The 22055-nt window shown below is 61.0% G+C and carries 30 protein-coding genes and 1 tRNA gene; 6 read left to right on the top strand and 25 right to left on the bottom strand.

The genetic code is table 11. From position 1 onward, the window contains the following. Positions 1 to 79 precede the first annotated feature (79 nt). Positions 80 to 985: a LysR family transcriptional regulator ArgP gene (locus AC4CWF_RS02350; protein ID WP_491283541.1), complete on the top strand. Its 906-nt coding sequence runs from the start codon at positions 80 to 82 to the stop codon at positions 983 to 985. 134 nt (positions 986 to 1119) lie between these two features. Here the strand turns inward: AC4CWF_RS02350 and AC4CWF_RS02345 are convergent, their stop codons facing one another. From AC4CWF_RS02345 to AC4CWF_RS02245, 21 genes are all read right to left on the bottom strand, one after another. After that, complete coding sequence (locus AC4CWF_RS02345; protein WP_491283540.1) at positions 1120 to 1272, bottom strand: hypothetical protein; 153 nt, start codon at positions 1270 to 1272, stop codon at positions 1120 to 1122. Positions 1273 to 1334: 62 nt separating this feature from the next. Next, positions 1335 to 1748, bottom strand: coding sequence for a gene transfer agent family protein (locus AC4CWF_RS02340; RefSeq protein ID WP_491283539.1), 414 nt, complete (start codon positions 1746 to 1748; stop codon positions 1335 to 1337). A gap of 35 nt (positions 1749 to 1783) precedes the next feature. Continuing rightward, positions 1784 to 2218 (bottom strand): phage tail tube protein, encoded by a 435-nt coding sequence (locus tag AC4CWF_RS02335; protein WP_491283538.1) that lies wholly within the window; start codon positions 2216 to 2218, stop codon positions 1784 to 1786. 39 nt (positions 2219 to 2257) lie between these two features. Beyond that, on the bottom strand, positions 2258 to 2689 hold the full coding sequence (locus AC4CWF_RS02330) for a DUF3168 domain-containing protein (protein WP_491283537.1): 432 nt from the start codon (positions 2687 to 2689) through the stop codon (positions 2258 to 2260). Beyond that, complete coding sequence (locus AC4CWF_RS02325) at positions 2686 to 3102, bottom strand: hypothetical protein (RefSeq protein WP_491283536.1); 417 nt, start codon at positions 3100 to 3102, stop codon at positions 2686 to 2688. The genes AC4CWF_RS02330 and AC4CWF_RS02325 overlap by 4 nt, the downstream gene beginning before the upstream one ends. Continuing rightward, positions 3099 to 3437 (bottom strand): phage head completion protein, encoded by a 339-nt coding sequence (locus tag AC4CWF_RS02320; RefSeq protein WP_491283535.1) that lies wholly within the window; start codon positions 3435 to 3437, stop codon positions 3099 to 3101. The genes AC4CWF_RS02325 and AC4CWF_RS02320 overlap by 4 nt, the downstream gene beginning before the upstream one ends. Further along, positions 3430 to 3615 carry a hypothetical protein gene (locus AC4CWF_RS02315; protein WP_491283534.1) on the bottom strand — a complete coding sequence of 62 codons (186 nt, stop codon included), beginning with the start codon at positions 3613 to 3615 and terminating at the stop codon, positions 3430 to 3432. The genes AC4CWF_RS02320 and AC4CWF_RS02315 overlap by 8 nt, the downstream gene beginning before the upstream one ends. 8 nt (positions 3616 to 3623) lie before the next feature. After that, positions 3624 to 4223, bottom strand: coding sequence for a head-tail connector protein (locus AC4CWF_RS02310; RefSeq protein ID WP_491283533.1), 600 nt, complete (start codon positions 4221 to 4223; stop codon positions 3624 to 3626). Continuing rightward, a complete protein-coding gene (locus AC4CWF_RS02305) occupies positions 4223 to 4633 on the bottom strand; it encodes a DUF7302 family protein (RefSeq protein ID WP_491283532.1) in 411 nt (136 codons plus the stop codon). The genes AC4CWF_RS02310 and AC4CWF_RS02305 overlap by 1 nt, the downstream gene beginning before the upstream one ends. A gap of 80 nt (positions 4634 to 4713) precedes the next feature. Further along, positions 4714 to 6189, bottom strand: coding sequence for a phage major capsid protein (locus AC4CWF_RS02300; protein WP_491283531.1), 1476 nt, complete (start codon positions 6187 to 6189; stop codon positions 4714 to 4716). Between the two features lie 27 nt (positions 6190 to 6216). Then, positions 6217 to 7083, bottom strand: coding sequence for a head maturation protease, ClpP-related (locus tag AC4CWF_RS02295; RefSeq protein ID WP_491283530.1), 867 nt, complete (start codon positions 7081 to 7083; stop codon positions 6217 to 6219). Beyond that, positions 7080 to 8393, bottom strand: a complete 1314-nt coding sequence (locus AC4CWF_RS02290; RefSeq protein WP_491283529.1) for a phage portal protein — start codon at positions 8391 to 8393, stop codon at positions 7080 to 7082. The genes AC4CWF_RS02295 and AC4CWF_RS02290 overlap by 4 nt, the downstream gene beginning before the upstream one ends. Beyond that, the gene (locus AC4CWF_RS02285) at positions 8393 to 10210 is read right to left on the bottom strand and encodes a terminase large subunit (protein ID WP_491283528.1); all 1818 of its coding nucleotides are present in this window, start codon (positions 10208 to 10210) and stop codon (positions 8393 to 8395) included. Before AC4CWF_RS02285 ends, AC4CWF_RS02290 begins: the two co-directional genes overlap by 1 nt. Beyond that, the gene (locus tag AC4CWF_RS02280; RefSeq protein WP_491283526.1) at positions 10194 to 10661 is read right to left on the bottom strand and encodes a P27 family phage terminase small subunit; all 468 of its coding nucleotides are present in this window, start codon (positions 10659 to 10661) and stop codon (positions 10194 to 10196) included. The genes AC4CWF_RS02285 and AC4CWF_RS02280 overlap by 17 nt, the downstream gene beginning before the upstream one ends. A 117-nt stretch (positions 10662 to 10778) precedes the next feature. Next, a complete protein-coding gene (locus tag AC4CWF_RS02275) occupies positions 10779 to 11102 on the bottom strand; it encodes an HNH endonuclease (RefSeq protein ID WP_491283524.1) in 324 nt (107 codons plus the stop codon). A gap of 238 nt (positions 11103 to 11340) precedes the next feature. Then, positions 11341 to 12021, bottom strand: a complete 681-nt coding sequence (nusG, locus tag AC4CWF_RS02270) for a transcription termination/antitermination protein NusG (protein WP_491283523.1) — start codon at positions 12019 to 12021, stop codon at positions 11341 to 11343. Continuing rightward, positions 12008 to 13303 (bottom strand): helix-turn-helix domain-containing protein, encoded by a 1296-nt coding sequence (locus AC4CWF_RS02265; protein WP_491283522.1) that lies wholly within the window; start codon positions 13301 to 13303, stop codon positions 12008 to 12010. The genes nusG and AC4CWF_RS02265 overlap by 14 nt, the downstream gene beginning before the upstream one ends. Beyond that, entirely contained in the window at positions 13303 to 13596 is a 294-nt protein-coding gene (locus AC4CWF_RS02260) for a hypothetical protein (RefSeq protein WP_491283521.1), read from the bottom strand. The genes AC4CWF_RS02265 and AC4CWF_RS02260 overlap by 1 nt, the downstream gene beginning before the upstream one ends. Then, positions 13593 to 14234, bottom strand: coding sequence for a hypothetical protein (locus AC4CWF_RS02255; protein WP_491283520.1), 642 nt, complete (start codon positions 14232 to 14234; stop codon positions 13593 to 13595). The genes AC4CWF_RS02260 and AC4CWF_RS02255 overlap by 4 nt, the downstream gene beginning before the upstream one ends. Next, complete coding sequence (locus AC4CWF_RS02250) at positions 14231 to 14797, bottom strand: hypothetical protein (RefSeq protein ID WP_491283519.1); 567 nt, start codon at positions 14795 to 14797, stop codon at positions 14231 to 14233. Before AC4CWF_RS02250 ends, AC4CWF_RS02255 begins: the two co-directional genes overlap by 4 nt. Then, on the bottom strand, positions 14794 to 15291 hold the full coding sequence (locus tag AC4CWF_RS02245) for a hypothetical protein (RefSeq protein WP_491283518.1): 498 nt from the start codon (positions 15289 to 15291) through the stop codon (positions 14794 to 14796). Before AC4CWF_RS02245 ends, AC4CWF_RS02250 begins: the two co-directional genes overlap by 4 nt. 105 nt (positions 15292 to 15396) lie before the next feature. Here AC4CWF_RS02245 and AC4CWF_RS02240 point away from each other — a divergent pair, with 105 nt between their 5' ends. The 3 genes from AC4CWF_RS02240 (at position 15397) to AC4CWF_RS02230 (ending at position 18097) form a co-directional block, all read left to right on the top strand. Then, the gene (locus AC4CWF_RS02240) at positions 15397 to 15810 is read left to right on the top strand and encodes a hypothetical protein (RefSeq protein WP_491283517.1); all 414 of its coding nucleotides are present in this window, start codon (positions 15397 to 15399) and stop codon (positions 15808 to 15810) included. 29 nt (positions 15811 to 15839) lie between these two features. Continuing rightward, positions 15840 to 16529, top strand: a complete 690-nt coding sequence (locus tag AC4CWF_RS02235) for a S24 family peptidase (RefSeq protein ID WP_491283516.1) — start codon at positions 15840 to 15842, stop codon at positions 16527 to 16529. Positions 16530 to 16990: 461 nt separating this feature from the next. Then, positions 16991 to 18097, top strand: coding sequence for a tyrosine-type recombinase/integrase (locus AC4CWF_RS02230; RefSeq protein WP_491283515.1), 1107 nt, complete (start codon positions 16991 to 16993; stop codon positions 18095 to 18097). 2 nt (positions 18098 to 18099) lie between these two features. Here AC4CWF_RS02230 and AC4CWF_RS02225 read toward each other — a convergent pair. Next, positions 18100 to 18184, bottom strand: a tRNA-Leu gene (locus AC4CWF_RS02225). Between the two features lie 192 nt (positions 18185 to 18376). Between AC4CWF_RS02225 and AC4CWF_RS02220 the strand changes: the two genes are divergently transcribed. Next, a complete protein-coding gene (locus AC4CWF_RS02220) occupies positions 18377 to 18892 on the top strand; it encodes a disulfide bond formation protein B (RefSeq protein WP_491283514.1) in 516 nt (171 codons plus the stop codon). A gap of 22 nt (positions 18893 to 18914) precedes the next feature. On the opposite strand, the gene AC4CWF_RS02215 is transcribed toward AC4CWF_RS02220, so the two are convergent. Next, positions 18915 to 19472, bottom strand: coding sequence for an HNH endonuclease (locus AC4CWF_RS02215; RefSeq protein ID WP_491283513.1), 558 nt, complete (start codon positions 19470 to 19472; stop codon positions 18915 to 18917). A 100-nt stretch (positions 19473 to 19572) separates the two neighbouring features. After that, positions 19573 to 20214 (bottom strand): DNA-3-methyladenine glycosylase family protein, encoded by a 642-nt coding sequence (locus AC4CWF_RS02210; RefSeq protein WP_491283510.1) that lies wholly within the window; start codon positions 20212 to 20214, stop codon positions 19573 to 19575. Between the two features lie 33 nt (positions 20215 to 20247). Here AC4CWF_RS02210 and gluQRS point away from each other — a divergent pair, with 33 nt between their 5' ends. Continuing rightward, positions 20248 to 21129: a tRNA glutamyl-Q(34) synthetase GluQRS gene (gene gluQRS / locus AC4CWF_RS02205; RefSeq protein ID WP_491283509.1), complete on the top strand. Its 882-nt coding sequence runs from the start codon at positions 20248 to 20250 to the stop codon at positions 21127 to 21129. Here the strand turns inward: gluQRS and AC4CWF_RS02200 are convergent. Beyond that, positions 21094 to 22044: a YihY/virulence factor BrkB family protein gene (locus AC4CWF_RS02200; RefSeq protein WP_491285158.1), complete on the bottom strand. Its 951-nt coding sequence runs from the start codon at positions 22042 to 22044 to the stop codon at positions 21094 to 21096. The genes gluQRS and AC4CWF_RS02200 overlap by 36 nt on opposite strands. Positions 22045 to 22055 lie beyond the last annotated feature (11 nt).

Below are 22055 nucleotides of genomic sequence, written 5' to 3'. Positions count from 1 at the left end.
CAGTGATGGACCGATCCATAGACGCCACTCCCACATTAGGATAGTTAAACATACTTACCGTGATTAAGTCTGGCTAACCATGTTCGATTATAGCGCCCTCCGAGTTCTCCTCGCCGTTGTTCAATCCGGCAGCTTTGAGAAGGCTGCCTTGTCCCTGAACGTAACGCCATCGGCGGTCTCTCAACGCATTAAGCAGTTAGAGGAGCGCTTCGGCACCGCCCTTGTAGTGCGGGGTAATCCTTGCACAGCGACCGAGAAAGGGGATCAGCTTTGCAGTCATATGGAGAATGTCGGGATTCTCGAACACGAGCTCTTCACGAGGTTTCCTGCGCTGGTCGATAATGACGACCTACATCAACGATATACTCTGCGGGTAGCCACCAATGCCGACAGTCTAGGTACGTGGTTCCTTGAAGCAGTTTCCGAGTTCTCGAAGTCATCCAACTTTCTCTTCGAAATATCGGTCGATGATCAAGATTATACGGCAGAATGGCTCGCCCAAGGGAAGGTCATAGCGGCCGTGTCAGGTTCCGAGAAACTCCTGTCGGGATGCCGCCGTTATACGCTCGGCGCACTTCGATATCACGCAACGGCAAGTCCAGCATTTGTCGCTAGGCATTTCCCTGCCGGCGTCACACCGGAGGCCCTGTCCGATGCACCAACTCTGACGTTCAACCAGAAGGATCGACTTCAAGCTAGTTGGGTCCGGCGCAATCTGCATGCCGACGTGCGGCTCCCCACTCACTGGTTGCCTTCAACACAGAGCTTTGTGGACGCGACAATCATGGGCATGGCATGGGGGATGAATCCACAACACCTCGTCCGGAACCATCTATCAGCAGGTCGCTTGGTGGAACTGATTCCTGGCAGGACGTTAGATATCCCATTGTACTGGCACATCAACCGCTTCGCAGCAGACCGTTTGGCTACGTTGACAGCCAAGATCGTTGAGGTCGCGGAGCGAACACTTCATCAAGCCGAATGATTGCACTGGGCCGATTTAGGAGTGCTGCGTTAGGAACTTGTGCCCCGAATTTTCTGCCTGACACGTAGATTAACAATAGGCTTCCGAAGGCGACAATAGCAATCTCGCGAACAGGCAACCTCGCCGGCATCTCACTACCCCACCAACCTCCTCAGCATCTCCTGATGCTCCTCAAAGCTCGGCGCATCCGGCACGTCTTCCGCGCCATTAGCCCTGGCATAACCATCGGCACAGGCGGCAAACGCCCATAACATCATGCTGTCCACCGCAGCCGGCGCAAACCCCATGATGGCTCCCGGCCCATAGAAGTCCGAGAAGACTAGGCGCCCGTCGCCCTCGTCTTCCCGGTCTACGGCTTTCCCGGCCGCTCGCCCTCCGGGGCCGTGAGCGCGTGATGCAGGATGGCGGCTGCGATCCCGACATTGTCGACCAGGGGAGATCGCGCCATGTCATCGACATAGCGGGTGACCATGCCAAAGGCGTCGGTCGGCGTCATGCCGGCGCCAATCAGCCCAAGGCGAATGGTCTCGCGCACATCCTCGACGCGCCAATCACCGCCAATGCCGCGCAACAGGGCATAGGCATTGAAGTCTGCCAGAAAGTCCGGGTCGGATGCGCCGAGCGGATAGTTCTCCGGGTCCGGCCGCCTGGCATTGGCGGCCTGCGGCTGCGAGGCCATGAGGCGCGCAAGGATCGTGGCGGGTCCGGCATTGCAGGCGAGCTGCAGCTCCTGCAGCTGGCCGATGGCCAATCGGAAGGCCATGCTTTTGCCAGCGAATGGAAGGGCGAGTGGTGCGCTCATGCCGCACCGACCCAGACCACTTCACCGTCAGACTGCAGCGCGATCGTGCAGGACACATAACCCTTGCCTTCCTTGGCAATGCCAAGCGACGTGATGACGTAGCGCCCGGCATAATGGCCGCCGCCTTGTGCTGCCGGCAGGTCGATCAGCACGCGGGCATCGATCGGCTCACCGGACAGCTGCTGGTCGCGCAGACGCCCGTAGCTCATCGGGTCCATGGTGCCGGCGCCATTGATGCTGGCAGAGAGCGTATCGACCGAGCGCAGCACCCAGCCGGGGGCATCTGGGTTTTCACAATTGGGGTCGGTGGCATCGGTGGTCGTCGCCTCGACGGTAAAATCCTGCGAGGTGTTGATGGTGCAGGCATGCGAGAAGGCCTGCGGATTGGCGCCGTCGCCAAACTGCACCAATAGCTTTTTAGTCGTCGCCATGACGATGGTCTCCATGATCGGGATTGTTTGATGAGGGTTTCAGTCAGCCTGCGGCTGGGTCTCAACCGACAGTTCAAGGCGCGCACGGCGGGTGACGCCATCGGGGTCGCGGCTGAAGGTGATGTTTTCGACGCGCATGCGGTCGAGGACGTGGCCTGCAATCGCCAGGTCCTGTTCATGCAGGCCGATGCGAAGAACGCCCGCAATACGCTTGGCTTCAGGATAGCCGATCGTCCGCGACCAGACGTTGAGATTGATGAAGGTGGTCGAGCGGTCAAAGCAGTCTTCATCAATCGGCACGAGCTGGCCGTCGGCGATCGAGATATAAGGAAAGTCCGCGCCGGTATCGGCAATGCGCTCAGCTGCCGCCGGCACATCATCGTAGACGCGGCCGGCGACCTCTTCGCGCGTCAGCTCGGCCACGCGCGCCACAAGCGCCACCTGAATGGCAAGGCTTGGATCATCGCTCATCCTTTACCCGCCGTCTTCAGCGCCCGGCGCACGGCAGCCCGAACACGCGCCCTCGCCTTTTTCTTGCGCACCCGGATGGCTGGCAAGAAGAATGGATTGGCGGGCATGCCCTCGCGGCCGAACTCTTGCCCCAGCGCATAGTCATAGGTCGGGGAATTGCCCTTCTCCGAGTTGCGCACCGGCTTTGTGGTCGCGGCACCGCCGGCCCTGATAACCACGCCGATTTCCGGGTCGGGCAGCGGCTCGGAACGGATTGTGCCGGCAAGCGTCAGATCATCCTTCGGCACAAGCGACCGCTGCAACATATTGATTTCTCGTCCCTGCAGCATCAGCTCGGCTTTTGCGCGTTTGCGCACCTCGGCCGGAATGCGCTCGAGGCGCCGGCGCAGCTTTTCCAGTCCGATGAACTTCATGAGGCAACCCCGCTGATGACGGTGAGAAAGACGCAAAGCGGATCGGTGACGGCATCCACCTCGCGGATCGCATAGACCGTGCCGCGCCTCACATCGCGCAGCTGCCAATCCGTGCCGATGGTTTTGGACAAAAGATCCTTGCGCAGGCGCACTTTGAGGATCGCCCGACCCTGCAGGCGCTCGGCAACAACCGCCTCGCTGCCACCGGCATAGACAAAGGCTGCCCGGCGCTGGAACTGCTCGACAAAGTCAGAGCGAGTATTGCCGGCGCCATCATTCACCCGCGCCCGCTTGTCGAGCGCCACCCGCTCTTTCAGACTGCCGGCATCAAGCATCGCTGCCAGCCTTTGGCGCCGGCCGCGGCGCCCTGACGGTCACCGCCGCCTTTGCGGCCAACGCCTGGTCGGCGCAGTCGCGTTTGACGGTGTAAGTCTCGCCACCCTTGTAAGCGATGGTCACGCCAAACACGGGCGGCCGGTAGTCAAAATCTCTGAGGAACCGGACACGGGCCATGGTCACTCCTATCGATAGATGCGGTAGGGCTGCAAAAGCGCATCGACCGCAAAGGGGAGATTGACCGCACTTTGCCCGATCACCACGGCCTCGCGGTTCCGGTACCAGTGCGCAACGAGAAGCAGGATGGCAAAGCGGATCGGCTCCGGCACATTCACCACCCAGACCGCCGGCATGCCCGCCGTCTTGGCGCAGCCGACCCTGTAACGAATGATGACACGCTGATTGCGCCCGGACACGAATGGCCAGGCGCCGGACAAGGGATAGACGCCGCCCGCATCGATCTCATATTCGGCAGGCGGGATCTTCTCAAAGCTATCGGCGCCGATGCGGACCCGGATCGAGACCAGCTCCAGCACCGGACTGAACGGCAGGTGGATGTAACCGTCAGCGTCAGAGTGGAAGTCTTCCATGGCATATTCGAGCGTCTGGATGCCAAGCGCCCGCCCAAGCCAGCCGGTCGGGCCATCGATCCAGGTCGTGGCGGCCAGAATGAGGCCTTCGACATAGGCCTCGTCTTCCTCTGGCAGTTCGGCCAGGTGCCGGCGGGCATCCTCCAGCGTGACGATCGGTACGGGTGGTTCAACCACCCTGAGATCGGCCGCCATCACTTTTTGCCCTTGGTGCCGGCCGGTTCTACGCCGGGTTCCGATTTGGACAGAGCCGCCACCTTCTTTTCGGCATCGACCAGGGCAGCCGTCTTTGCGCCCAGCTGCTTTTCCAGATCCGCGATGCGGGCGGTTTTGTCGGCCAGCTCTGATCGCAGGGTTTCGAGCTCGGCCGCCTGAGAGTCCTTGGCCGCCTCCCTCTCCTGCTCGGCCGACTGTCTGGCGGCCTCGGCTGCCTGTTGCTCGGCCTCGCGTTCGGCCTTGGCCTTGGCCTCGGCTTTCGCGTCATAGGCAACAAAATTGCCCTTCTGCAGCAGCGCCTTGCCCAGGCGGTCATCGACCGTGATCACCTCGCCCCGGCGCACATTGCCGTATTCGCCATACGAGCTGCGTCTCGCTTTGATTTCCATGTGGGTTCTCCCTCGCTTCATCGGGCATCACCGGGCGGGCAGCGTTTTGCTGCCCGCCGTCATCAGCCGATCACCGTTGATCAGGCGGCAAGGGCCGTGGTGAAGTCGCCGGCAACCAGGGCCTTCGGCCGCTTGACGGCGAGCGCCAGGCGCTTTTCGGCGCGAACGGTGAGCATGTTTTTGACGAAGTTGTCGCGGTCTTCCGAGGAGATCGCGACTTCCGTATCCATGCGATCCCAGACCTTGGCCGCCATCTTGAAGGCACCGGCCAGGAACTCATCCTGCGCCATCGCCTGGGTGGAGATCACCGGCCGGCCCCAGAGCTGCGGGCCGAGCATCTGAATGATGGTGGCAAACAGATAACGGTTCTCGCCATCCTTGGTGAGTTCGATATCGGCCCAATCGATCGGGTTCAGCACAATGCCATCGGCCGGATATTCAGCCAACGACGCCTGAAGCAGCGCCAGGCGCAGCACATCGATCTTGGTCTTGGCCGCAACCGTAATGCCCGCCGGCTCGGCATAGTCGGTCGCCTGCGGCACCAGACCGTGCAGGTTCTGGCCGAGACCGTCGCCCTTCAGGATCTGGGCTTCCTCGACAAAATCGAGCCCATAGCGCAGCTCGCCATCGATTTCGCTCTGCAGCTGGGGAATGTCGTCCATGGCCTGGCGCGACACCGGCACCCAATGGGCAATGGTGCGCACCGGCGCATCGGCCGGCTCATAGGTGTAATTGGATTCCGGCTTCAAGGCCCCTTCGGCGACTGCGGCTGCCGCATTCACCCGCGCCACCATGCGGGCAAACTCGATGCTGTTTGAGGTCGTGGTGCCCACCTGCAGGAGCTGACGGATAAAGAACTGCCGGCGCGGCATGCCGACAATTTCCGCATCACGCTGCGGGGTAATGAGCGCACCGGCCGAGCCGACCGAGGTGGTGATGGCGTTCTGCACCGAGACGTTCACCGTGCCCTTGGCACCGGCTGCGACAAAGGCTTTTACATTGGCATGGTCACCGACCATCTGGCCAAGCGATTTCGGCTCATCCTGATTGCCGCCCCGGCGCGAGGCCAGGCGCTGTTCCAGATCGGTGTTGCGGGTCGAAAGCTGCTCGACCTTTTCCGTCAGTCTGTTCTGGGTATCAGCAAGCTTGGCCTGATCGGACAAAAGCTTGTCGGCCTTCTGCTTGATCTCGTCGGAAACGGAGCCTGCAGATTTCGCCTGGCGAAGGGCTTCTTCGGCGGTCTGCTTGACGCCGTCGGAGACTTCCTTCAGCGAGGCCTTCACGTCGGCCAGCAGCTTTTCGACATTGGCCTCGTTGCGAACCGAGCCGATGATGCCGGAGGGAAGCGCGGTCATCAGGAGTGATGCAGACACGGCCGGCATGCGGGCCTTTCGAAGGCTCTGGGGATGGGCGACCATGGCAACCATCGCCATGGCGGGCGGATGGGTCGTGGCAATCGAGGTGAGATGCGCCACCAGGTCGGAAGACGGCATGGCAAAGCAGGCGGTGGCGATCACGGCAAGCGCGATCGCTCCGCAAAGAGCGAAGAGTTTCATGGGAGATGTGTCCTTTGGGTCCGGGCGTTAGACGGACGTTTTGAAGGTGTTGAGCGTGGATTTGAGGAGGTCGTTGACCTCCGTGAGGACGGCAGCGTCGTGCATGCCGGTTGAGGCAGCGCCAGGCATGCCCCCTTTTAAAGCCGCAATCAGATCGCGCCGCTCGGAGCGCGGCACGTTGAGTTGCGCCAGAAGATCATCGACGCGGTGAGCGGCGACCCGCGTCTTCGCAGCGGCCGAGTTTTGCGGAGAGGCGGCAATTTCGTCAGAAGAGAGAAGCGCATCGGCCAAACCCTTTTCGACCGCTTCTGCCCCGCCGATCCATGTTTCCCGATCGAGCATTTTTGCCACGTCTTTGGCATCCATCCCCGATCGCGCCACATAGATATCGACGGCGGCCGCATCGAACGGTTCAAGGAAGTCTGCGACTTCGCGGAGCTGGTGACGGTCGCCCTCGGCCACGACCCAGGCATTGTGGATCATCAGGAAGCCGGCGCGGGCGATCTGCACCTCGTCGGCCGCCATCGCGATCACGGAGGCGGCCGAGGCGGCCACCCCGAGGATCTTCACCGTCACCTTGGCCTTGTGTTCGCGAAGCGTGTTGTAGATCGCCAGGCCCTCAAAATAGTTGCCGCCCGGCGAGTTGATGTTGACGACGACATTCTGGTCGCCGATCGAACGCAGGGCTGCGGCCACACGTTTGGCCGTCACCCCCTCGCCCCAGGCATCATTGCCGATCACATCGAGAACCGAGATGGTGTTCTCGATGGTTTCAGCCGTGCCGGCGACTTGCCGGATATCCGGGTTCCAGTTCTCGAACGCCCGTGCCGTCACTTTCGAATGCAGGCCAGGGCGAATACCAATGGCGGCACTTGGGAGAATACGAAGGGTCATGCGGCCACCTTATCTGTTTCGCCTTGCAGCCAGGCGCGCATCGCGGCGCGGGCTGTATTGCCATCACTTGTCGCGCCCAGCCCCGAAAGCGGCGCAAGGTTTGTCTGGGCTGTCAGTTCGTCACCGCCATCAACACGCGGAAGATTGAGCTTTGCCCGGCCTTCGTTTCGCGTCATCAGGCCGTTTTGCGTCATCACCGACAGGAACGAGGCCTTGGCGGCACTGTCCATCTGCAACAGCGCCTCGCGGTTGAACTCGGCATAGCGCCGGCGATTGCCACTTGGCCGGATCAGCTGCTTTTTGATCCGCGCCTCGATCCGATCGCAGAGCGGATCGATGCCAAGCGTCAGCCAGGCGAGCAGGATCTGCTCGACGCCCGAGCCCCACATCGTCTGCCCTTGCGCGGCGTGCCCGATGATGATCGGCGGCATGCCGAACCACCGGCACATTTCTTCCACCGAGAAGCGGTGGTTTTCCAGCATCTGCGCATCAACGGGCGAGAGCGAGAGCCGGTCGTATTTGAGACCGGCTTCCAGGATCATCAGCTTGCCGGCATTCGAGGAGCCGACAAACCGGCTCATGATACTTTCCAGATCTGCCCGCTGTTTCGGATCAAGGATCTTTTCCGACGACAGGATGCCGCTGGCCTGCAACCCCTTGCCAAACAGCCGGCCCGCCGCCTCGTCAATGGCGATTGCGGAACCAAAGGTCTGCGAGCCGAACTGGATGGGAGAGAGGCCGACATCCCCGCCAAAACCAAAGCCTTTGAGGTGAAAGACTTTTTCCCGTGGCAGGATTTCGCTTTTGCCGCGATCAATGACGTTGAACTTCAAGGCGCCGTCAGCATCCCGGAACGGATGGCAATGCGTGCTGGGCATTGGCTGCAGCGCACTCAGGCGCGTGCCGATCTCGACCTTTTCCGCATAGGCATTGCCCGTGGTCATCAGCCAGGCGACCATGGTTTCCCAGAATTCGAGCGGCGTCTGGTCTTCGTTCGGGCTTTCGCACAAGACATCGACCAGCGCATCGTCGGCCTCGACCTTCACGCGGCTATTGTCGCCGCGTTTCTCGAAGATCGACAGCGGCAGGCAGGACACCGCCTGCGCTGTCAGGCGAACGCAGGCCCAGACGGTCGCCAGCTGCATCGCCGTATTGAGCGTCACGGTTTTTCCGGCATGATTGCTGGTGCCAAAGGCTGCCGCCCATCCGGCACTGTCCTTCAGGCTCAAGCGCCTTTCCTTGGCAACCAGCTCCTCGCGCGTGACGTTGGATGGCACAGTCGCTGCACCGCGTTTGCTACGTTTCGCCATCAGATACCGACCATCACGGGGTTTGAGAGGAAGTCGTCGAGGTTTTCTTCCGGGCGTTGGCGACAGAGCGCGATGCCCACAGACATCGCCGTCGACACCATGCCGTCGATACGCCCAAAGGCGTTTTCCTTGTCGAACATGCGGTGGCCGGTTCGGTTTTCCGCATAGACGACGCTTGCGGCGCAGAGATCGAGCATCGGGTTCGGATCGATCTCCATCCGCTGTTCGTAAAGCGCGTTTTCAAACATGTTGATGCTGTGCGGCATCCAGAGATAGAGCTCCTGCTCGCCCTCTGGCGCGTCTCTGTCCCGGTCGATGATCCGCTTCTGGAAGCCCTGCGGGTGGATGGTGATCGGTAGGGACACACCATCGCCCGACAAATGCTCCTGGAGCTGCTCAAGCCCGTATTGGTCACCGCCGATTTCGAGCGGGGCATAGAGCGCGCAAAGCCTGGCAAGCGCTTCTGCAAGCCAGGAATATTTGAGCCGCTGGCCAGGGACTGCCTCGATGTGGTCCTGGTCGCACCACAGCTCATAGGGCGCCTGATCGGTACTCGCCCGATCCTTCAGCGTATCGGCCGGCGTCCAGAACCATGTCTTTGACGCAAGCCGCTCGGCATCTTTTGTCGCATCCAGCACCCAGGTCAGCGTGAATGCGGTAAAGTCGCGCGTGCGTGACAGATCAAGCCCGCCATAACAGGGATAGCCACCGGCAATCAGCGCCGGAAGATCCAGATCCTTGCGGCAGGCGACCCAGGCTTCCCGCTTGATTGCCGCATTGACCGATTGCGTCCATTCGCAAAAGTGCAGCCGCGCAATGCCGTTGCGCTTGCCAGGCATCTGGCGTGCCTGTTTCACGACGCCTTCGAGATAGTCCGTCGTGACGGTGACATCCAGAAGCGGATTGGCCTTTACCCAGCACGACGGATCGTTCTCCCAATCGTCACCTTCATCAAGCGAGCAGACGAATGACAGCGTCGTGTCGTCCTCGATGATGCCGGCTGCCACCTTCACCGCATGTTCGTGCTCTTCCCAGCAGACAGACTTGCGGTCCGAGCCGGAATTGGTCGCCATGACCAGGAGCGGCTGGCGGCGGAATTTAAACCCGCGCTCCAGCATTTCCATGACGTCGCGGTTCGGATGCTCATGCACCTCATCGCAAAGCGCGCAGGACGGACGCGGGCCCGATTGCGCAGCATCCGACGAGATCGGCTTGAAGAACCGCTTGTCGCCCTTGGTGCTGATGTAGGTGAGCTGCCAGACCGGATCGATGCCCGATGGCTTGATGCGCTTGGCAAGCTCCGGCGACTGGTCGCGCATGGCAACCGCATCACGGAAGAGAACCTGCGCCTGGTCCTTTTTGGCAGCCGCTGCATAAACTTCGGCGCGCGGCTCGCCATCGGCCACCATCATCGCAATGCCGATACCGGCCAGCAGCGGTGACTTGCCGTTGCCCTTGCCCTCTTCGTCATAGAAGCGACGGAAGCGGCGAAGCCCGGTCTCGGCCCATTTCCAGCCAAACAGCGAGCCGACACGGAACGCCTGGCTTGGATGCAGCTTGAATGGCCGACCCTCGAACTGGCCGCCATTCAGGCGAAGCTTGTCATGGAACCATTTTATGCGCTTCTTGGCCTCTTCCAGATCCCAGACCAGGCCACGATCCGGCCCGTCACGCAGATCGAGAAGATGGCGCCGGCAGGTATTGCGGACATGCGGTCCGGCAATGACGTTGCCGCGAAGCACGTCAGCCGCCCAGGCGGTGACCGGATCGTCTTCGTAGCTGATCTCCGGGATCTCGACGTCAATCGAACCCTTCATTGTCTGTGAAGCTGAAGCCAAGTTGCCCGCCTGCCTGCAATCCGCGTTCAGCCGATGGCGTCATGCCAAAATCGCTGGCAAGCGCCCGGATCTGCCGCCATGTCTCGTTAAGCTGCCCGACTTCGGGGCGGCTCTTCTGCTGCTTGCCGTTGCGGGTTTTGGTCTCATAGGTTTCGCCATTGTCGGTGATATCGACGCGCAGCCGCTCATGGCGCTCGACCGTCCAGCAGAGCTGCTCGAACATGAAGACATTCGTGTCGTTCAGCCGGTTCTTGCGTGGATCGCACAGCGACGGCGACAGCCGGTCCCAGATCACAGAGACCGTAAACGGCAGGCCTTCCGGTTTCAGCTCGCGTGCCCGCTGCAGCGCACGCGCCTCAAAATTTGCGCCGCGTCCCTCGTCTTCGGTGAGCGGCACGACGTTTTCGGTCAAAGGCTTTCGGCCCTTCATGGATGGATACCTCTAGAAAGCAGTGGCTTTTTGCCTCCAATTCCCGCTCCCTGCGAAGAAAGGGTGGGAGCCGGTGTGCGGCAAAGAGGGCGTTTGACTTTTGACCCGCCCTCCCCCTCATCGGTTCGCGGGATGGCGCGGATCGATCGGCCAGCCGTCAGCTCCTGCCGCCGTGGAGAAGCCGCGATGTTCTTCCGCCTGCTTTGTCGCATCGTGATGGGGGGTACACAGCGACTGGAATGGCCCGCCCCAGAACTTTTGCGGATTGCCGTTGTGGCGCTCGACGTGATCGCAGACGGTGGCGACTGTGATCTTGCCCTGCAGCCGGCACATGCGACACAGCGGCTCGATGGTCAGCTGGTGCTTGCGGGTCTTGCGCCAGCGTGCCAGCCCATACCAGCCACGCCAGGCCCTTGCCTCGTCTGATCGTTGATCGCGCATAACCCTAAAACGAAAAAAGCGACCCCGAAGGATCGCCTTGTTCAATGTCGCTGGTTTGATCTCAACAGATGGGATCTGGACATAGCTTGCGCACCGGCCCTGAAGCGGTCTCTCTGGGTCGAGAGCGTCAGGGTGGGGGCTGACCGGTGTACCGACCTCGGGAGGATTACTCCCCGCATGCTACTGCGTGTTCAGAGGCTCACTTCAGGATCATCAGCGTGTCCGTTCTTGCTTATAGTCATGACCGTTCGAGGATTGCAAGAGGCACGACCATCGCAACCGTGCGGCCCATCATCGAGAACTCGACCACCGCATCCCCGATCGTGCCCGATGGCGCCGTCACCACAGTGCCCTCGATCCCGCCAAACGGCCCCTCGGCAATCGTCACCTTCTGCCCCTTTCGAACCGCAATGCCCGGTCGATCGTAATCATAACCGCCGTCTGCGGCCTTCTGCCGGTAGCGCTTGATAAACTCGGTATTGATCGCAGCCGGTGCTTCCCATCCGCCCAGCACCCCGATCACATGCTCGATGGTGTTCAAGCCTGCCATTGCCGTGGCCAAGGGCACGCAGCGCACCAGCGTGTAACCGATCAGAACCGGGATATCGGCGGGCGGAATGACACGGCCGCGACGGCGATATTCCGGTCCCTTGCGCGTCGGCACCATCGCCTCGATATCGAGCGCCTCAAGCGCTGCCTCGACCGCCTTCTCCCGCCCCGTCATCACCCGAAGGCAGATCCAGCGGGCATGCTCGGGATAGACGGCGGCAATGCGTCGGCCGGCCATCCCAAGCCAGCGCTTGTGGCCGGCCTCACGATCGGCAATGCGCTGGAGCTTGACCAGACCACGTTGTGAGATCTCGCTTGTCAGGTCGTTGCTGATATCGGTCCCCAGGGGATTGGCCTTAAACTGGATCATCGGAAAGGCCCTCGCGAATGGCTGACAGGAAACTGGCAAGTGCTGCCTCGACGGCAACGCTCAAATCCTCGGCCTCGGCATCGACCGCGGGGAAGTAGACCCATTCCGGCGCATACTCGATGAACGGCCAGCCGCGGGCCTCATGCAGCGCCTTCCAGGCGGCAAACACCGCACTGTCGCGGTGGATCGGGTGGAAGCCTGCCACATGCGGCAGAAGCGCAAGCGAGGTGGTAAACGGCTCGCGACGGCGGGCGAGATCACGCATGGCATTGACCAGCGGCCAGCCATTGTCGCGCCGCTTGTCGTGCATCAGCTGGTCACGCGAGATCATGCCCTTTGCAATCCGCGTCTCGTCAAAAGCCGTGATGTGGATCGGACCTGTCGGGTCTTTCGATAGCGTCTCAAGCCGCGTTCCCATCCAGAGCTTCCCGCAGGGTTTTGCCACGCCATGGGTCTTTTCCGGGGTGCCGAGCAGGTGTTCGGGCAGATCACGCCAGTGGCGGTTCTTGAGATAAACCGCCGCTGCCATCAGCTCCGATGGCTTTGCCCACCTGAGATAGGCCGGTGTGTGTTCGATGCATTCGCCGCGCTCTTCTGGCGACAGGGCAAACCAGGCATTGCGAGCAAAATCCACATCGCCCTTGCGCCACGTCGCAAACCACAGCGTGAACGCATGCTCGCTTCTCTTCCGATCAGCCCGTCGCAAAGCTCCCTCCTCCGCGACAGCGGTTGGGCTGGCGCTTGCGCCTGCAGTTGGAGAGTTATTTGGATAGTTAGCTGGAAGTATCTTATCTTGGTGGAGCTCCTCCACCACCTTCAGGTCGTCAGTTCCGCCACCTTCGCGAACCATTTCCACCACCTTCCCCCCGCAAGGCGGTGGAGCTCCTCCACCACCTTCAAGGGTCCGGCAGGTGTTCGAACGTGGTGGAACGCCTCCACCACCTTCATGGCCGTCACAAGGTGCCGGCTCGCCCGTGAGGTCACGACCAGGCCAGCGCGCGACATACTCGTTGCGCTTCCATTTCTGCCCACGAAAGCCGTGCTGGCCGACTTCGATCCAGCCGGCGCGTTCGGCGATCTCCAGGTGCTTCAGCACGGTTTTCTTGTCGAGGCCCGTCAGCTCCACAAGCTCGGAGATCGGCGGATAGCAGGAGCCACCCGTCGCATCCATCTTGAGGCCAAGTGTGTGCAGCACCAGCCGCGTGATCGGCGGCAGGCCGGACTTGCCGACCGCATGCCGCCATGACCAGGCACGCGAGGTTGCGCCGTGATCCGGTTCCATCACCACACGCCTCCCATCTCGGCCTTGCCGCGCAGGTAGGACCGTGCTGTCTCGACGCCCGACATGATCGCCGCCGGCAGTTCGCCATCGGCCATGCGTGTGGCGTTGATCGCGGCAAACTCCACATCGAGCGCATCGACGCCACGCGCAAACTGCGCTGCCGCCAGGATCCGGCGAATGGTGCCATAGTCCCGAAACAGCAGGCCCTTTGGCAGCCGCAGCAGCCAGTCGGCTCGCTCGGCGTCAGACTGGCAGTCCATCAGGAGTTCCAAAATCGGCGTCACATCATTCATCGGCCGATCTCCCGCTCGACCTTGCGCGCCAGCGCCCGATAGGCGTCCATCTGCTTGGTGAGATCTGCGTGCGCCTGGCGTTGGGCGGCTGTCGCCTGCTCGGCTGCCGCACAGCTGTCGGCATAGGCCCGGAAGGACTTTTCCAGATCTTCGGTTTCGCCGATGAACTGGTCATAGAGCGGGTTGGAGCCGGCAGGCCCAAAGAACTGCTCGCGCACCTGCACCACCCAATCGCGGGGAACACCCAAATCCTTGGCAACGGCTGCATCCGTCCATGGTGCCTTGTACGCCTCGCGGCCATAGACCTCATCGAGCTTGTCATTGATGATGCGGCGATCCTCACGGCCCAGCTCACGCGGCTTGTCGGCCATCGGCGCGGTGTTCGTCATGGTCTTTGGTCCCTTGCGTTTGGCAGGCGTCGAATGCTTGCGGCAGAAATCCGTCTCCGGATCGCCGCCGACCACCCAGCCCTTGTTCTCAAAATGCTGAACCGCCGCACCCGGCGCATCAGTCTGGCTGCCGGTCGCAACCGGGAAATAGGCAAGGCCACCGCAGTGAGCGCAGGTGATGCGCATCGCCTTGGTGGCCTGGTTGCTGCCGAACGGTATGGAAACTTCCGGAAAGATGCGGATGCTCATCGGCACCCCCGCTGCACCCAGGTCTCAAAATCAGCCCGCAGCTGGATGAAGGCGCCTTGTGCTTGGCCTTGGCGGTTGAGCTGGCTTTTGCTGGTGATGCCAAGCAGCGATTTGAACACCGTGTCGGCGTGTTCGTTGGTGTGAATGACACGGCTTGCGTCCTTGCGCTCCAGGAAGCGGTGGAACTCGGGCTTGGCCAAGAGCATCGCGGCGTTGGCGGCAAAGTCGCCGGGTTTCAGCGTATGCGGTGCAGGCTTGGCCTGGCGCTGCAGTTCGTTGAAGGCGATGACGGCGCGCTGGCGAAGGGCCAGGAAGAGGCATACGTGTTCGAGCGCGCCGCTGATCAGTTCGATTTCGTCAGCAAGCGCCCCGTCGTGGATCGTGCAGAGTTTTGCGTCCTCGCCGGTTGCGCGCCGGGTCGTGATGTGGATTTCCCGCGCCTCGGCCGTGATCGACCACTGGTCACGTCCGCAGCGCTCGGCAATGTCGCCCAGGCGCGCCAGCCGTGCCCGCTCCTGGTCGCGCGCCGTCTGAGCAGGTTGTGATGAAGCAACCCGGATCATCGGCCGGCTCCGACCACGCTCAAGCCGAGCTTCTGGCCGCCGCGTGCCTTCACCCCCGCAAGCGCCCGGCGCAGTTCGCCAAGCCCTGCCTCCAGCTCGGCGGCATCGCGGTCCATCTTCGTCGCCTCGGCCGGCGTCACCACCATGTCCGAGATCGCAACCGCCCCGCCCGAGATCAGGTCGCCGGCCTTGCGCACCATGTCGGAATAGGCCGCCACCACGCATTGCTCGACAACCCGCTCGCTCTCCGGGTCCGACAGCCGGCGCCCGTTCAGTTCCGCCATCGCAGACGTCACAACCGGCACACCGCATTCGCTTTCCAGCGCATAGACCGCATGAAGCGGCATCAGCTCCGGGTCGGTTGCGTTGTTCATCCGCCCGATATGGCTCTTCGAAATCGACGACACCTGTGCGGCCCGCTCGATACCGCCAACCAGCCGGATCAGATCCCGTTGGGCCGCCTTGATGCGGTGAAACCATGCGTTTGAAATCATGAGACAAAACCTTTCCCACGCCGGGAATGACCCAGCGTTTTTCCCATGGTGGGAAGTGACCAAAATTGTGAGATTGAAGCGGTTACGACGCTAAAGGAGGCCCGCATGGAAAATGAAAAATACCCGCGCCGGGAAAGACCAGGTCAATCGCACCGGCGCGGGTCGCAGCAGGCCGGGAGGTGTGGCCGCGCGAAGGGGATGAAGGGGGAGCGGTCATTCGGGGAGCTCTGGCAGAGCAAAAAACTCTGCTGGGATGAGATCGATATTCCGCTCGCGAGCATAGGCCAGCAGAACCGACGCCTCGCGCTGAGGAATGAGCCCGCCGGTGCCTCCCCTGTCTTTGGGATACATCCAGCGATAGACACGCGAGACATGCTTCCCAGTGACAGCAGACACTTTCTCGATGCCGATTTTGGCTATAATGGATTTAGCTGGGTCCAGGTGCTTCGCGTTCATATCGCGATATTTGCGATTATCGCGATATTAGGTCAAGCAATTTTTGCGAATTACGCGATATGAATATTTGCGCTTTTCGCGAATATGATCCCATGAGCGATCCGCAGCACGAAATCCGCACCTGGTTGAAAAAAAATCTCGACTCGATGGGCCACGGCTCTAAGTCGAGGCTTGCGGCGTTTCTGAACGTCAAGCCGGATGCCGTCACTCGGATGCTAAACAGTAGCGGACACGAGAAGGAAGTCAGAGCGATCAAAGCTCATGAACTAAATGCGATGGCGCGGTTTTTTGGTAAGGAGCCACCAGGAGGCGATCCGAGCGCCATCCGCTTCGTACCGATCAGGGGCTTGGCGGGCGCAGGACCGGAAGGCTCTGTGCTCTACTCTTCAGGCGATGGGAACTTCGGCGAGATCGAGGCCCCACGCGATGCAAAGGACACAACGGAAGCGTTGGAAGTCCGTGGGAATTCTATGTACGGCGTTGCAAACGATGGCTATCTGATCTTCTACGAAGACAAAGAAGAGCCGTCTGAAAGTCATATGGGCCACATGTGCGTCTGCTTTTTGCAAGACGAACGGGTTCTTGTGAAATTCCCGTCGCCAGGATCTGCGCCAGGATTGTTTCACCTGGAAAGCGTCAACGCACCGATGATGAGGGACATTCCTGTGCGGTACTTCGCGATCGTGACCGACATCAAGACGCGATACGCGGCTCAAAAATTTGCTCGGCGGAACCCGCACATGCCCATAGAGGACGTGACGACTTCGGGGAAACGGATCTAGCACACCGCTTCGCGAGAGCGCGCGATTCAGATCAAGCACACCCAAGTGTGGCAACAAATACCCCACACCTTTCAATTGCGGACGCCTCAGCAGCGGTAAAATCGCGAGCTTGGCGCCCCATCAATCCGCCATTGTTTGCGATTAACGCAAATTTAGATTGACTGTAATCGCGATTATCGCGATATTTTCGTTCGAAATGTGAGTTGGTGCGTTGTCGGTTGAGGCAACGCGTCGCCGATACACAGCCCGCGATGTCCCGCATCCCGATCGAAGAGATACCGCAACATGACTGCAGTCGCCTGGATTAAAAGCGCGGACCTGAAACGAATGGCCGCCATCGCAACAGAACAGAATGTCACGGTAGAGGTGACCGAAGCCGGCCGCACAATCCGAGTGGCGCCAGCCGCATCCGCTATGCCGTCCCAAAATCAACTTGCTCCGCGAGGCGGAGTACGACTTTGATGAAAACCATGCCACGCAAGCTGCCGCTCAATGTGATCAAGGAAAGAAACCGCCACGGAACGGTGGTGTTCTATTATCGCGTCGGCAAGGGCCCACGCACCAGGCTTCGTGGCGTGCCAGGTTCCGAAGAGTTTAAGGCAGCGTATCGAGATGCCATAGCCGCCGAAAAACCGGCCCGCACGAGACAGAGAGGCGACACCAGAACCTTGAAGTGGCTCTTTGGCCAGTACATGGAAAGCCGCAAATGGGCGGAGCTATCCGTCTCGACGCGACGAGCGCGCGGCAATCTGTTTTTGCAGATGCTGAAGAACGCAGGCGAGGCGTTCTATGCCGACATTTCAAAGAAGGACGTCGAGGCTGCACTTGAAGCCCGCTCGTCCACTCCTGGCCAAGCCAATGCCCTTCTGAAGGCTTTGCGCGGCGTGTTCGAGTGGGCCATCAAATCTGATCTCGCGGAATTCGATCCGACGCATGGCGTGGAGCGGCTCACCTACAAAACGGATGGCTTCGAACCTTGGACGTCCGAAGACGTGCATCTCTTCTGCAGAACGTGGCAAATCGGCACAGCGCAGCGCCTGGCGATGGAGCTGCTGCTTTGCTCAGGCCTGCGGCGCTCAGACATTGTTCGTGCTGGCCGTCAGCATATGACGGGAAATGTGTTCTCTATGCGCACCCGCAAAACCGGGGCCGACATTACTGTGGAATTTCCCGACCGCCTCATGAAGGTGATCGAGGAAACGAAAACAGGCGATCTTGCCTTTGTCGTCGGAGAGAACGGCCGGCCCTTCACAGTCGAGTCTTTTGGAAACTGGTTTCGTAAGCACTGCACCGCTGCGGGCGTCAGCAAGAGCGCGCACGGACTGCGGAAATTATCCGCCACGCTTGCTGCAAACGCTGGCGCTTCGTCTCACGAATTGATGGCGCAGTATGGGTGGGCGACGTCTCGACAGGCCGAGGTCTACACGAAAAAAGCGGACCGAAAGAGGCTTGGAATTCGCGCTTCAAAGTTGGTTGCAGAACAGATCGAGATCGAACTTTCCCCGCACCTAAATTCTAGTGCGGGAAAAAACGGAAATTCCACAAGGAAAACAAAGTCGAATTCGTAAAGTGGTGCCCCGTGCCGGAATCGAACCAGCACTCCTCTCGGAACCTGATTTTGAGTCAGGCGCGTCTACCAATTCCGCCAACGGGGCATCGAAAGTGGTGGCAGGCATCTAGCACAGCCTTGGCGGCCTGCGCAAGCGCTGCGAGGGCATCGGGACCATATCGCGCGAAGTCACGGAAATTTGGCTGCGGCAAGGGGTAGCGGTGCGGTGAGGCGCATTTACAGATGCAAGGCAGCCCTCTAGAGCAGGTCGTTGACCGCTTCCCCAAGGAGAAACCCCATGCTGTCCGCTGATCGACATCGCTCGCCGCTGATCAAATATTCGCTGGCGCTGGCGCTCGGCATGACGGCAACTGTGGGAACCGCGCTCGGTTTCCAGCATATCGGCGGTTATATTCCTTGCGCACTCTGCCTGCTGCAGCGCGAGCCTTATTACTGGGCCATTCCTGTGGCGCTCGGGGCGCTTGCAACAGCTGCCTTTCGCCTGCCGCCTGCTGTCACCCGCGGCCTTCTCGGCCTGATCGGCATCATGATGCTGATCGGCGCCGGCATCGGCGTCTATCATGCAGGGGTTGAATGGGGCTTCTGGGCGGGGCCTGCCACCTGCTCGACCAGCGCCAACGGGCTGACCACCAATGCCGGAAACCTGCTGTCGGACATCAACACCGTGCATGGACCTTCCTGCACGGAAGCGGCACTGCGCGTACTCGGCCTGTCTTTTGCCGGCTGGAACGTGATTGCAAGCGTGATCCTTGCCGCCATCGCCTTCAAGGGCGCTTTTACGCGCCGCGCCTAGGACTTTTTCCCGTCCAAAAAGCTTAAGGCTGAAGTTCGGTATCCCAGTAGAGATAGTCCATCCAGCTTTCGTGCAGATAGTTCGGCGGAAACAGCCGGCCATTGTTGTGCAGGTCCTGCACCGTCGGCTGATAAGGTCTTTGCGCCGGATGCATGCCCGCCTGCTTGGGCAATTTGCTGCCCTTGCGCAGATTGCACGGCGAGCAGGCCGCCACGACGTTTTCCCAGGTTGTTTCGCCGCCATGGGCACGCGGGATCACGTGATCGAAGGTCAGATCCTCGTGAGAGCCGCAATACTGGCACTCGAACCGGTCGCGCAAAAACACGTTGAAGCGGGTGAAGGCCGGGTTTCGGGTCGGCTGGATATAGGTCTTCAGGCTGACGACGCTTGGCAAGCGCATGGAAAAGGTGGGCGAGGAGACCGAGTGATCGTATTCCGCGATGATGTTCACACGGTCAAGGAAGACCGCCTTGATCGCGTCCTGCCAGGACCAGAGCGACAAGGGGTAATAACTCAGCGGCCGGTAGTCAGCGTTCAAGACGAGCGCCGGCAGGGCCTGCGGGGAGACTGCAATCGTCAACGGACGCTCCTCACCGATTCGGCTTATGTCCCTTCTATATTAGGTCTGTTGTTACAGGAATGTGAAGCCCCCTTGATGCCGCAGTTGACATCGCAGCGAATCATCCAAGCGGCAGCACGTCGCGGCGCATCACACGGGCGTAATAGGCCCAGAACAGACGGGCGGCCACGGCGCGCCAGGGGCTCCAGCGCAATGCTTGCGCGGCAACGTCCTGCGCCGTCGGCCGCTGCGGCCAATGGAAGGCGTGGCCGACGGCTGCGCGAAGTGCCACATCGCCCGCCGGAAAGATATCCGGGCTGCCGAGGCAGAACATCCGGTAGACTTCCGCCGTCCAGGGGCCGATGCCGGGAAGCGCCACGAGCCTTGCCTGGATTTCTTCGTCTTCCAGCCCTGCCAGCCCTTCAAGATCAAGCCGGCCCTCGATCACGGCGCGGGCAAGTGTTTCGAGGGTCTTTGCCTTGGCGCGCGACAGGCCGAAGCCTGCCACAACCGCTGGCGCATGGGAAAGATATCCGGCCGCATCAACCGGCCCTTGCGCCTCGATACGCCGCCAGATGGCGGATGCACTGGCCTTGGAGACCATCTGCGACACGACGATATGGGCAAGCCCCTGAAAGCCCGGCTCGGCAAGACGCAGCGGCACCGGGCCTGCCGCGTCCACGACATCGAGAAGGCAGGGATCGAGCCCACAGAGAGCGACAATCCCCTCTGCAATATCTGCCTCGCTCTTGATCTTCGCCATCGTCATTTTCTCCAAGTCGTCGTAGAAAAGAGCATGCACAGCCCGTCCCGTCAAAATCCCGTCTTCCGTTTTGCCCCGAGCCCCAATGGCTTCCTCCATCTTGGCCATGCGCTGTCCGTGCTCACCAACGAGCAGATGGCGAAGGAGGAAGGCGGCCGCCTGCTGCTGCGCATCGAGGATATTGACCAGACCCGCTGCCGGGCGGAATTCGAGGACGAGATTTTTCGCGATCTCGCCTGGCTCGGTCTTGAGTTCGAAACGCCGGTGCGGCGCCAGTCGCAGCATCTGGAGGAGTATCACCTGGCCCTGTCGCGACTTGAAGCACTGGGTCTTGTCTATCCCGCCTTTCTCACGCGCGGCGAAGTGAAGGCAAAGCATGCAGCGGCAGAGGCAAAAGGCAAGGCCTGGCCCCGCGACCCGGATGGCGCACCGCTCTATCCGCCGGATGACCGGCAAAGGCATGGCCGCGAGCGGGCGCATCTGTTGAAAAGCGGACTGCGGCACACGCTTCGCCTGGATATGCAAAAGGCGCTTTCGCTGGTGGCAAAGCCCCTCACCTTTCAGGAAACAGGCGATGGGGGCAAGGGTACGATGACAGCCGATCCCGCAGCCTGGGGCGATGTGGTTTTGTCACGCTCGGATGCGCCATCCAGCTATCATCTCTCCGTCGTGGTGGACGATGCGGCGCAAGGGGTCACCCATGTGGTGCGCGGGCTTGATCTCTTTCACGCGACGTCCGTGCATCGCCTGCTGCAGCATCTGCTCGGCCTGCCGGAGCCGCTTTATCACCATCACCGGCTGGTGCTGGGGCCGGATGGGCGCAAGCTGTCGAAAAGCGAGGGCTCGACGGGGATTGCGGCGCTGAAGGCATCCGGCCATTCACCGGCCGATATTCGCGGCCTGCTCGGATTCTGAGGCCGCCTCGCGTGCCCGTTTGCGCCGCTTGCCGCCCATCAGCCGCGATTTGGAAAGCGCCGACAGCACGCGGTACTTCATCAGGGCGGCGTTCACTTCTGCGCCCAGCATGAAGATGACGCCGACCATATAGAGAAACACCAGCACGATCATGACGGAGGCAAGACCGGCATAGGTCGCGGCATAATTGGCAAAGGTTGCCAGATAAGAGGCAAAGATCAGCGCAAAGGCGCTCCAGCAGAGGATGGTGAGTACGATGCCCGGCAGGATGTCGATGAGGCGCCGCGAGCCGGCCGGCAGCCATTTGTGGCAGACGATCAAGCCCAGCACGAGCACGATGACGGTGCCGATGACGCCATAACTTGAGATATTGGCCAGTTCGTCCCGCAGCCACGGCATGTGCGATCCGGCAAAACGCACCGCAATCGGCAGCGCCACGAGCACGATGCTGATTGCGGCAAAGATCACCACCGCGACGATCACATACCCGAGGCTTGCAAGGCGGGTCACATACCAGGGACGGTTTTCCGGCACGCGATAGGCACGGTTCAAGGAAATGCGCAGTGCCTCGACGCCATTGGAGGCAAAATAGGCAGCAGCCAGCACGGAAATCGTCAGCAGGCCACCGCGCGGAATTTCCAGCACGCGGCGGATTTCAGCAGCCAGCGGCTCGGCGATTGCTGTCGGCCAGGTATCGAACAGCAGATGCACCGCCGTTTCGGAAAAGCTGCTGGCACCGAGGAAACCGGCGAGTGCGGTGCCGAAAATCAGGAACGGAAACAGCGCCAGAAGCCCCGACAGCGCGACATGGCTTGCCAGCGCCCAGCCATCGTCATCGTTGAAATGACCATAGGCGTCGAAGAAGACCTTGTAGAAAAACTGATACCATCGAAGTTTCGGCGGTTCTTCGGCCAATGCGATCTCCG

This window comes from Neorhizobium sp. PAMB6630 (assembly GCF_058242775.1).
This window is presented reverse-complemented; position numbering and strand designations above follow the sequence as displayed.

Bases quoted from the DNA above. Each gene is read 5' to 3' on its own strand.
- AC4CWF_RS02350 (WP_491283541.1), top strand. From the start codon at position 80: ATGTTCGATTATAGCGCCCTCCGAGTTCTCCTCGCCGTTGTTCAATCC.
- AC4CWF_RS02345 (WP_491283540.1), bottom strand. From the start codon at position 1,272: ATGGGGTTTGCGCCGGCTGCGGTGGACAGCATGATGTTATGGGCGTTT.
- AC4CWF_RS02340 (WP_491283539.1), bottom strand. From the start codon at position 1,748: ATGGCCTTCCGATTGGCCATCGGCCAGCTGCAGGAGCTGCAGCTCGCC.
- AC4CWF_RS02335 (WP_491283538.1), bottom strand. From the start codon at position 2,218: ATGGCGACGACTAAAAAGCTATTGGTGCAGTTTGGCGACGGCGCCAAT.
- AC4CWF_RS02330 (WP_491283537.1), bottom strand. From the start codon at position 2,689: ATGAGCGATGATCCAAGCCTTGCCATTCAGGTGGCGCTTGTGGCGCGC.
- AC4CWF_RS02325 (WP_491283536.1), bottom strand. From the start codon at position 3,102: ATGAAGTTCATCGGACTGGAAAAGCTGCGCCGGCGCCTCGAGCGCATT.
- AC4CWF_RS02320 (WP_491283535.1), bottom strand. From the start codon at position 3,437: ATGCTTGATGCCGGCAGTCTGAAAGAGCGGGTGGCGCTCGACAAGCGG.
- AC4CWF_RS02315 (WP_491283534.1), bottom strand. From the start codon at position 3,615: ATGGCCCGTGTCCGGTTCCTCAGAGATTTTGACTACCGGCCGCCCGTG.
- AC4CWF_RS02310 (WP_491283533.1), bottom strand. From the start codon at position 4,223: ATGGCGGCCGATCTCAGGGTGGTTGAACCACCCGTACCGATCGTCACG.
- AC4CWF_RS02305 (WP_491283532.1), bottom strand. From the start codon at position 4,633: ATGGAAATCAAAGCGAGACGCAGCTCGTATGGCGAATACGGCAATGTG.
- AC4CWF_RS02300 (WP_491283531.1), bottom strand. From the start codon at position 6,189: ATGAAACTCTTCGCTCTTTGCGGAGCGATCGCGCTTGCCGTGATCGCC.
- AC4CWF_RS02295 (WP_491283530.1), bottom strand. From the start codon at position 7,083: ATGACCCTTCGTATTCTCCCAAGTGCCGCCATTGGTATTCGCCCTGGC.
- AC4CWF_RS02290 (WP_491283529.1), bottom strand. From the start codon at position 8,393: ATGGCGAAACGTAGCAAACGCGGTGCAGCGACTGTGCCATCCAACGTC.
- AC4CWF_RS02285 (WP_491283528.1), bottom strand. From the start codon at position 10,210: ATGAAGGGTTCGATTGACGTCGAGATCCCGGAGATCAGCTACGAAGAC.
- AC4CWF_RS02280 (WP_491283526.1), bottom strand. From the start codon at position 10,661: ATGAAGGGCCGAAAGCCTTTGACCGAAAACGTCGTGCCGCTCACCGAA.
- AC4CWF_RS02275 (WP_491283524.1), bottom strand. From the start codon at position 11,102: ATGCGCGATCAACGATCAGACGAGGCAAGGGCCTGGCGTGGCTGGTAT.
- nusG (WP_491283523.1), bottom strand. From the start codon at position 12,021: ATGATCCAGTTTAAGGCCAATCCCCTGGGGACCGATATCAGCAACGAC.
- AC4CWF_RS02265 (WP_491283522.1), bottom strand. From the start codon at position 13,303: ATGGAACCGGATCACGGCGCAACCTCGCGTGCCTGGTCATGGCGGCAT.
- AC4CWF_RS02260 (WP_491283521.1), bottom strand. From the start codon at position 13,596: ATGAATGATGTGACGCCGATTTTGGAACTCCTGATGGACTGCCAGTCT.
- AC4CWF_RS02255 (WP_491283520.1), bottom strand. From the start codon at position 14,234: ATGAGCATCCGCATCTTTCCGGAAGTTTCCATACCGTTCGGCAGCAAC.
- AC4CWF_RS02250 (WP_491283519.1), bottom strand. From the start codon at position 14,797: ATGATCCGGGTTGCTTCATCACAACCTGCTCAGACGGCGCGCGACCAG.
- AC4CWF_RS02245 (WP_491283518.1), bottom strand. From the start codon at position 15,291: ATGATTTCAAACGCATGGTTTCACCGCATCAAGGCGGCCCAACGGGAT.
- AC4CWF_RS02240 (WP_491283517.1), top strand. From the start codon at position 15,397: ATGGAAAATGAAAAATACCCGCGCCGGGAAAGACCAGGTCAATCGCAC.
- AC4CWF_RS02235 (WP_491283516.1), top strand. From the start codon at position 15,840: ATGAGCGATCCGCAGCACGAAATCCGCACCTGGTTGAAAAAAAATCTC.
- AC4CWF_RS02230 (WP_491283515.1), top strand. From the start codon at position 16,991: ATGAAAACCATGCCACGCAAGCTGCCGCTCAATGTGATCAAGGAAAGA.
- AC4CWF_RS02220 (WP_491283514.1), top strand. From the start codon at position 18,377: ATGCTGTCCGCTGATCGACATCGCTCGCCGCTGATCAAATATTCGCTG.
- AC4CWF_RS02210 (WP_491283510.1), bottom strand. From the start codon at position 20,214: ATGGCGAAGATCAAGAGCGAGGCAGATATTGCAGAGGGGATTGTCGCT.
- gluQRS (WP_491283509.1), top strand. From the start codon at position 20,248: ATGCACAGCCCGTCCCGTCAAAATCCCGTCTTCCGTTTTGCCCCGAGC.